The organism is Trebonia sp., from assembly GCF_049794275.1.
Taxonomy (GTDB): Bacteria; Actinomycetota; Actinomycetes; order Streptosporangiales; family Streptosporangiaceae; genus Trebonia.
Window position 1 is genome coordinate 1 of record NZ_JBARCR010000937.1, and the last position, 7609, is coordinate 7609.

Below are 7609 nucleotides of genomic sequence, written 5' to 3' on the forward strand. Positions count from 1 at the left end.
GGCCCGGCGCGGCGCGCCTGCGGTGGGTCAACTCGCCGTCGAACCCGACCGGCCGGGTGCTATCTGCCGCCAGGCTGCGGGACGCCGTGCGGTGGGCGCGCGACCGCGGCTGCGTGCTCGCGTCCGACGAGTGCTACCTGGAGCTCGGCTGGTCCGTCGACCCCGTTACCGTGCTGCACCCGTCGGTCCGCGGCGAGTCGCTCGACGGGGTGCTCGCCGTGTTCTCACTGTCCAAGCGGTCGAACCTGGCCGGCTACCGGGCGGGCTTCGTCACCGGTGACCCGGCCCTGATCTCGCAGCTGCTGCTGGTGCGGCGGCAGGCGGGGATGATCGTGCCAGGCCCCGTGCAGGCCGCGATGACCGCGGCGTTGTCCGACGACGCGCACGCCGCGGAGCAAAAGGCCAGGTACGGCGCGCGCCGGGAGATCCTGGCCGCCGGGCTGACCGCCGCCGGATTCCGCATCGACCACTCCGAGGCCGGGCTGTACCTGTGGGCGGCCCGCCAGGGGCTTGACTGCTGGGCGGCCTGCGAGCTGCTCGCCGCCGAGTGCGGCGTCCTCGTCGGGCCGGGCTCGATGTACGGGGCCGCGGGCACCGGCCACATCCGTGTCGCGCTGACCGCGACCGACGAGCGGGTCGCCGCCGCCGGCCAGCGGCTGCACGCCCTGGCTAGCTGACACCGGCAGGAACAGGAAGAAGCACATGGAAGCGCTCAAAGATCGCGTCGCCATCGTCACCGGCGCCAGCCGAGGCATTGGCCTGGGAATCGCCGCGGAACTCGTCCGGCAAGGCGCCCGGGTCTGCGTCACGGCACGCGGCCAGGAAGCGCTCGACGCGGCCGTGGCGGAGCTTGGCGGGCCTGACGTGGCCATCGCGGTGCCCGGCAAGGGCGATGACGCCGAGCACCAGGCGGAAGCCGTCGCCAGGACCATGGAGGCGTTCGGCAGCCTGGACATGCTGGTCAACAACACCGGCATCAACCCCGTCTACGGCCCGATCGCCGACGTCGATCCGGTGGCCGCCGCCAAGATCCTCGCGGTCAACGTGCTCGCCCCGCTCGCCTGGACGCGGCGGGCGCGGGACGCCTGGATGGGTGAGCATGGCGGCTCGATCGTGAACGTCTCCTCTGTCGCCGGCTTTCGGCCCAGCCCGGGGATCGGCATGTACGGGGTCAGCAAGGCGGCCCTGATCCGGCTGACGACTGAGCTCGCCGTCGAACTCGGCCCGCGCATCCGGGTGAACGCGGTAGCGCCTGCCATCGTGAAGACGAAGTTCGCCACGGTGCTGTATGAGGGCCGCGAGGAGCAGGTGGCGGCCGCCTATCCGCTCAGGCGCCTCGGGGTGCCCGAGGACATCGCGGGCGCGGTGGCGTTCCTGCTGTCTGACCAGGCGAGCTGGATCACCGGCCAGACCCTGGTGCTCGACGGCGGAGTGACACTGACCGGCGGCGTGTAAATCGTGCTGAGGCTTGACGGCATCGAGGTGCGCCCCGCGCACCGCAGGGAGTTCCGGGTGCTGGTCGCTGCCCGGTCTGCCGGGCTCGAGCAGCTGCGCAGCTATCTCACCGCGGACCTGCTGCGACGTTACGCGGAAGGGGCCGGGCTGACTCCCGCCGTCATCGACCTGCATCCGAGGCGGGAAGCCGAGTTGCGGGCCGCCTGCGGCCGGCTGAACATCCACCCGCCGGGACGCACCCTGGCCAGGCCGTTCGACGTGGGACAGCTGGCTGGGCAGTTCCCTGACGGAATCCGCGAGCCGGTCTTCGACGTCGGGGTCCACGCCGCCGGCGAGACGGCCGCGGCGAGGGTGCGACCGCTGGCCGGGCACTGGATCAAAGTGGCGGGCGCCGCCAGCGGGCCGGTCGCCGACGGGGAGCGGGTTGAGCTCGGCGAGGAGCCCCTTGCCGTTCGGATGAAACTAATGCGGCAAGGGTACGGCGCGGAGCTCACCGCGGACCTCAGCCCGTGCCGCGGGGAGGACGCGGAGCTCGCGCGGTGGCGGCAGCTGGTCGCCGGCTGGGCACGGTCGCCGAGCGGGGCGATGTCGCGGCAGTACGCGGACGCGATCAGCGCCGCGTTCACCGACGGCCTCGACACGCCGGCGGCGCTGGGGGAACTGGCCGTGCTCGCGGACGACCCGGCCGTGCCCGACGGGGTGAAGTTCGAGACGTTCGCGGCGGCGGACCGGCTGGTCGGGCTCGACCTGGCCCGCGACGTCGGCCGGTGAGCGGCAGACGCACAACGAATCGCCGAATAGACCGACGAAAACGCAACGAATCGCCGTTGAGACGCATGACCACACTCTGTTCATGAACCGATTGCGCTTCGTACCCTGGCAGTATGAGGATCGACGAACCGCGCCGGGACGGGACACCCCGGACTTACCTGATGTGCCCGCCGGCGTACTTCGCCGTGACGTACGCGATCAACCCGTGGATGCGGCCGGACGAGCCCGCCGACCCGGGGCTCGCGATGCGGCAGTGGACGCGGCTGCGCGAGACCTACCTGCGGCTCGGGCACACCGTGCACACCATCGAGCCGCACCCTGAGCTGCCGGACATGGTGTTCGCCGCCAACGGCGCCACGGTGATCGACGGGACCGTGCTCGGCGTGCGGTTCCGGCACCCGGAGCGGGCCGCGGAAGCCGATGCGTACATGGACTGGTTCCGCACGCACGGCTGGGCCTCGGTGCACGAGCCGCGATTCGTCAACGAGGGCGAGGGCGACATCCTGCTCGCCGGTGACACCGTGCTCGCCGGGTACGGCTTCCGCAGCGACGAGGCGGCGGCCGGTGAGCTGGCAGCGGTGTTCGGCCGGCGGGTGGTGAGCCTGCGGCTCGTGGACCCGCGGTACTACCACCTGGATACCGCGCTGTCCGTGCTCGACTCCTCGACGGCCATGTACTACCCGGCCGCGTTCGACGACGCGGGGCGCGCGGCGCTCAGCTCGGTCTTCGCCGAGCTGATCGAGGCCAAGGACGAGGACGCCGAGGTGCTCGGGCTCAACGCGGTCAGCGACGGGCGGCACGTGGTGCTCGCCGAGCAGGCCACCGCGCTCGCGCGGCAGCTCGCCGCGCGCGGCTTCGAGCCCGTGCCCGTCGACATGTCGGAACTGCGCAAGGCGGGCGGCGGCGCCAAGTGCTGCACGCTCGAGCTGCGTGCGTGAAAGGAGCTCGGAGATGACCTCTACCATGCCTGACCTCGCCGGGCTGACCAGCGAGTACAGTGCGCACAACTACGCGCCGCTGCCCGTCGTGGTCGCGACGGCAGACGGCGTCTGGGTGACCGACGTGGCCGGGCGGCGGTACCTGGACATGCTGGCCGGGTATTCGGCGCTGAACTTCGGGCACCGGCACCCGCGGCTCGTGGGTGCGGCGGCGCGGCAGCTCGAGCGGGTGACGCTGGTGAGCCGGGCGTTCGACCACGACCAGTTCGGGCCCTTCTGCGCCGAGCTCGCCGAACTGTGCGGCATGGACATGGTGCTGCCGATGAACACCGGCGCCGAGGCGGTCGAAACCGCGATCAAGGTCGCGCGGAAGTGGGGCTACGTGTCCCGCGGCGTCCCGCGCGACGAGGCGCTCATCGTCGTATTCGACGGGAACTTCCACGGGCGGACCACCACGATCGTGTCGTTCTCCTCCGACCCGGACGCCCGTGCCGATTTCGGGCCTTATACGCCTGGGTTCGTGTCCGTTCCCTACGGGGACCTGACCGCGTTGTCCGCGGTGTTCGCCGAGTACGGGCACCGGATCGTCGCGGTGCTCGTCGAGCCGATCCAGGGCGAGGCGGGCGTGGTCGTGCCGCCGCCGGACTTCCTGCCCGGGCTGCGGACGCTGTGCGCGTCGGCAGGCGCGCTGCTGATCGCCGACGAGATCCAGTCCGGGCTCGGCCGGGTCGGCACCACGTTCGCGTGCAACCTCGAGGGTGTCGTGCCCGACGCGTACCTGCTGGGCAAGGCGCTCGGCGGCGGGATCGTGCCGGTGTCCGCGATGGTGTCGTCCCGCTCGGTGCTCGGCGTGCTGCGCCCGGGCCAGCACGGCTCGACGTTCGGCGGCAACCCGCTGGCGTGCGCGGTCGCCCGTGAGGTGATCGCGATGCTGCGGACCGGCGAGTACCAGCAGCGGTCGGCTGTGCTCGGGGCTTCGATGCACGAGCGGCTGGCTGGTTTGCCGTCGTCGGTGGTGTCGTCCGTGACCGGGCGCGGCCTGTGGGCCGGGGTGACGTTCGCGTCGCTGTCCGGCCGCGCGGTCTGCGAGCGGCTGGCCGCTTTGGGCGTGCTCGCCAAGGAGACCCACGGCTCGACGATCCGGCTCGCCCCGCCGCTGGTCATCAGCGAAGAGGAGCTGACCTGGGCGCTGGACCGCTTCGAGGAAGCGGCGCTGACGGCCTAACGGCCTTGCGTGTGTTATTCCGGGGGAATATCCCGCGGAATAACACATCTAGGCGTGTCAGCGGCGTGCCGGACGCCGGCCGGCCCAGGCCGGCGCCTTGACAAGGGCTCGCGCGGCAGCGCACACTGCCTAACTATGAGCGCTTTGCCTAATCGTGATAGGCGAGCCGAACGGCGTGAGGCAACCAGGCGGGAGATCCTCGACGCGGCATGGGAGATCGCGCGGCGAGACGGGCTTACCGCCGTCACGCTGCGCGAGGTCGCCGCGAGCATCGGGATGCGGTCCCCGTCCCTGTACTCCCACTTCGACTCCAAAAACGGCATCTACGACGCGATGTTCGCCAGTGCCTGGATCGAGCTGGCCGCGGTGTTCGACGCCATGGAGCCGCTACCCGCGGATCCACGCCGGAGGCTCCTCGCCGTAGCCGAGATGTTCTTCGACTTCGCCGTGGCCGACCTGGCTCGCTACCAGCTGATGAACCAGCGGACGATTCCCGGCTTCCGGCCATCCGAGGAGGCCTACGCGGCCTCGGTTGCCGTGTACCAGCGGATGCGCGAAAACATGCGCCGGGGTGGCGTGCACAGCCAGGCCGACCTGGACCTGTGGACGGCGCTCACCGGCGGGTTCGTTGATCAGCAGCTCGCCAACGACCCCGGCGGCACGCGCTGGCGCAGCCAGCTGCCGCGCCTGATCGACATGTACTGCAACGAGGTCGGGGTGCCCGGCCCGAGCCTGAGGGGGACGCAATGACCATCACCGCTCCTAGCACGCCGCGCGCCGCCGCCATGTCGCGCGACACCGCGATGCGCCTCGCCGCGACCGAGTACCAGCGCTTCCTTGACCTGCTCCGCGCGCTCGGCCCTGGCGACTGGGCGCGGCCAACCGAGTGTCCCGGCTGGGATGTGCACGCCATGGCGTCGCACGCGCTGGGCATGGTGGAGCTGGCAGCCTCGGTCCGCGAGCAACACCGGCAGATGAAGCTCGCCCGCAGCCGCGGCGGGGTGTTCATCGACGCGCTGACCGGCCTTCAGGTCGACGAGCGGCAGCATATGACGCCTGAGCAGATCATCGAGCGTTTCGCCGCCCGCGCCCAGAAGGCGGCCCGCGGCAGGCGGCGCACGCCAGGCTTCATCCGGCGCAGGACCATGCCGGAGCGGCAGCCAGTAGGCGGCCGCGATGAAGCATGGACGATCGGGTTCCTCGTCGACATCATCCTGACCCGCGACCCGTGGATGCACCGCGCGGACATCTGCCGCGCCACCGGCGCGGACCACGTGCTCACCGCCGGACACGACGGGGTTCTCGTCGCTGACGTCGTCGCCGAATGGTCGGTCAGGCACGGACAGTCCTGCACGCTGCGCCTCACCGGACCAGCGGGCGGCTCCTGGAAGACCGGCGACGGAGGCCCGCTCATCGAGACCGACGCCATCGAGTTCTGCCGGGCCCTTTACGGTCGTGCCCACGCCGACGGCCTGCTGGCCGTCCAAGTCCCGTTCTAGGCCGCGTTCGCCCCTAGCGGGGGCGGGGGCGAGCGCGGACCCAGAGGATGTACGCGGCGGCCGCGCCGGTCACCGCGGCCAGTGAGCCGCCGTACAGGTACCACTGGCCCGCGGCTGTGTTGGTGATGATGATGCTGCCGTTGGGCCGCCCCATGGACAGCACGAACGAGGCGACGATCCAGCCGAGGGCGGGCGCCAGCCCGCCGCCGAGCGTGCGCGTCCCCCAGCCGGCCAGCACGCAGGTGGCGAAGATGACCACGGCGAGGATGATCGCCACCAGCGGCACGGGGCTGCGGCTGTAGTTGAAGCTGCCGATCATCCCCTCCAGCACGCCCAGCACGAACAGCACGACGTAGCCGGCGGCCGCGATCGCGCGCTGCGCCGGTTCCAGCCGGCCCCGCGGGGTCCCCATGATCCAGCAGGCTACCGACTCCGGCGAGCGTTTCGCGCGGGTCAGCCGCCGAACAGGTCGCGCTCGTAAGGGCTCCCCGGCCCGCGCGAGCCCGCCAGCAGCGTGTAGTACTCGGTTCCGAGGGCGCGCTGGCCGAGGTCGTTGGACATGGCGAAGAACTCGCCGTCCACCGTGATCTGCGTTTCGTGCGCCCGCATCGCGGCCAGCTTGGCGTCCAGGTACTTGGCCGCGTCGATCGCCGTGGTCACCTGGTCGTCGGGCACGCCGGCCGACAGGTCGGTGCTGCGCCGGAACCAGGAGTCCTCCGGCAGCTCCTGGGCGGCGGCGAGCACCGAGCGCGGCATCGCGGTGGCGTAGAACTTCCCGCTGCCGCCGGTCATCTCGAAGGCGCGCCAGGCCACCCGGTGCGCCTGGATGTGATCCGGGTGCCCGTAGAACCCGTTGGCGTCGTAGGTCACGATCACGTCCGCCCCGACCTCGCGGATGACCTCGGCCAGCGAGGCCGCGGCCTCCGCCACGTTCGCCTGCCAGAAACACCGCGGGTCGTCGTTGTCCGGCAGCCCCATCATCCCTGAGTCGCGCCACCGTCCCGCGCCGCCGAGGAACCGGTGGTCGGTCACCCCGAGCGCCGCGCAGGCCCTGTCCAGCTCCACGATCCGGTGCTGGCCGAGCTCGTCGGGAAACAAGTGCCGCAGGTCCGGCGGGATGATCTCGCCGAGCTCGCCGAGCGTGCAGGTCACCAGCGTGACCCGGGCGCCCTCGGCGGCGTACTTGGCCATCGTCGCCCCGGTCCCGATCGACTCATCGTCCGGATGCGCGTGCACAAGCAGCATGCTGCGTTCCATGAGGCCGAGCGTACGTGGCTATCGGCGATGCGGCCCGCGCCGCCGGTACAGCGCCTGGCAAGATCGGGAGGCATGGCGGACAGTTTTCCCCGGCAGCAGGCGAGGACGCGGCGGTTCACGATCGGGGCGCCCCGCGCACTGCGGGTATCCCCCGACGGCGAGCGGGTCACGTTCCTGCGGACCAAGAGCGGCGACGACCCCGTGAGCTGCCTGTGGGAGGCCACCGCGGGCACCGGCGCGGAACGCCTGGTGGCCGACCCGAAGGCGCTCGGCGCCGACGACGAGAACCTGCCGCCTGAGGAGCGCGCGCGGCGGGAGCGGGTCAGGGAGACCGGCTCGGGCATCGTGGCCTACGCGACCGACGAGCGGCACGCCCTCGCGGTCTTCGCGCTGTCCGGGCAGGTGTACGCGGCCCCGCTCGGCGACCCCCCCGGCAGACCGCGGCTGGTGGCCACGCACACCCC

The 7609-nt window shown here is 71.8% G+C and carries 9 protein-coding genes and 1 pseudogene; 8 read left to right on the forward strand and 2 right to left on the reverse strand.

Translation table 11 applies throughout. The features are described from left to right. From WA805_RS24085 to WA805_RS24115, 7 genes are all read left to right on the forward strand, one after another. Nucleotides 1–677, forward strand: a 677-nt coding sequence (locus WA805_RS24085) for an aminotransferase class I/II-fold pyridoxal phosphate-dependent enzyme (RefSeq protein ID WP_425243470.1), incomplete at its 5' end; no start/stop codon positions are given. Between the two features lie 25 nt (nucleotides 678–702). Then, nucleotides 703–1455: an SDR family oxidoreductase gene (locus WA805_RS24090; protein ID WP_422338944.1), complete on the forward strand. Its 753-nt coding sequence runs from the start codon at nucleotides 703–705 to the stop codon at nucleotides 1453–1455. 3 nt (nucleotides 1456–1458) lie between these two features. Then, nucleotides 1459–2226 carry a hypothetical protein gene (locus WA805_RS24095; RefSeq protein WP_425243471.1) on the forward strand — a complete coding sequence of 256 codons (768 nt, stop codon included), beginning with the start codon at nucleotides 1459–1461 and terminating at the stop codon, nucleotides 2224–2226. A gap of 113 nt (nucleotides 2227–2339) precedes the next feature. Next, nucleotides 2340–3164 (forward strand): dimethylargininase, encoded by an 825-nt coding sequence (ddaH, locus tag WA805_RS24100; RefSeq protein WP_422325715.1) that lies wholly within the window; start codon nucleotides 2340–2342, stop codon nucleotides 3162–3164. Nucleotides 3165–3177: 13 nt separating this feature from the next. Beyond that, on the forward strand, nucleotides 3178–4389 hold the full coding sequence (gene rocD, locus WA805_RS24105) for an ornithine--oxo-acid transaminase (protein ID WP_422275678.1): 1212 nt from the start codon (nucleotides 3178–3180) through the stop codon (nucleotides 4387–4389). A gap of 144 nt (nucleotides 4390–4533) precedes the next feature. Beyond that, a complete protein-coding gene (locus tag WA805_RS24110) occupies nucleotides 4534–5139 on the forward strand; it encodes a TetR/AcrR family transcriptional regulator (RefSeq protein ID WP_424559855.1) in 606 nt (201 codons plus the stop codon). After that, nucleotides 5136–5888, forward strand: a complete 753-nt coding sequence (locus tag WA805_RS24115) for a maleylpyruvate isomerase family mycothiol-dependent enzyme (RefSeq protein WP_422275674.1) — start codon at nucleotides 5136–5138, stop codon at nucleotides 5886–5888. Before WA805_RS24110 ends, WA805_RS24115 begins: the two co-directional genes overlap by 4 nt. A gap of 13 nt (nucleotides 5889–5901) precedes the next feature. Here the strand turns inward: WA805_RS24115 and WA805_RS24120 are convergent, their stop codons facing one another. Continuing rightward, nucleotides 5902–6300, reverse strand: a complete 399-nt coding sequence (locus WA805_RS24120) for a DUF6113 family protein (RefSeq protein WP_422284687.1) — start codon at nucleotides 6298–6300, stop codon at nucleotides 5902–5904. Between the two features lie 41 nt (nucleotides 6301–6341). Next, the gene (gene mshB, locus WA805_RS24125) at nucleotides 6342–7145 is read right to left on the reverse strand and encodes an N-acetyl-1-D-myo-inositol-2-amino-2-deoxy-alpha-D-glucopyranoside deacetylase (RefSeq protein ID WP_425243472.1); all 804 of its coding nucleotides are present in this window, start codon (nucleotides 7143–7145) and stop codon (nucleotides 6342–6344) included. Between the two features lie 72 nt (nucleotides 7146–7217). On the opposite strand from mshB, the pseudogene WA805_RS24130 reads away from it, so the two are divergent. Continuing rightward, nucleotides 7218–7609, forward strand: a pseudogene (locus tag WA805_RS24130) (S9 family peptidase); the annotation flags it as partial.

Bases quoted from the DNA above. Each gene is read 5' to 3' on its own strand.
- rocD (WP_422275678.1), top strand. From the start codon at position 3,178: ATGACCTCTACCATGCCTGACCTCGCCGGGCTGACCAGCGAGTACAGT.
- WA805_RS24090 (WP_422338944.1), top strand. From the start codon at position 703: ATGGAAGCGCTCAAAGATCGCGTCGCCATCGTCACCGGCGCCAGCCGA.
- ddaH (WP_422325715.1), top strand. From the start codon at position 2,340: ATGAGGATCGACGAACCGCGCCGGGACGGGACACCCCGGACTTACCTG.
- WA805_RS24120 (WP_422284687.1), bottom strand. From the start codon at position 6,300: ATGGGGACCCCGCGGGGCCGGCTGGAACCGGCGCAGCGCGCGATCGCG.
- mshB (WP_425243472.1), bottom strand. From the start codon at position 7,145: ATGGAACGCAGCATGCTGCTTGTGCACGCGCATCCGGACGATGAGTCG.
- WA805_RS24115 (WP_422275674.1), top strand. From the start codon at position 5,136: ATGACCATCACCGCTCCTAGCACGCCGCGCGCCGCCGCCATGTCGCGC.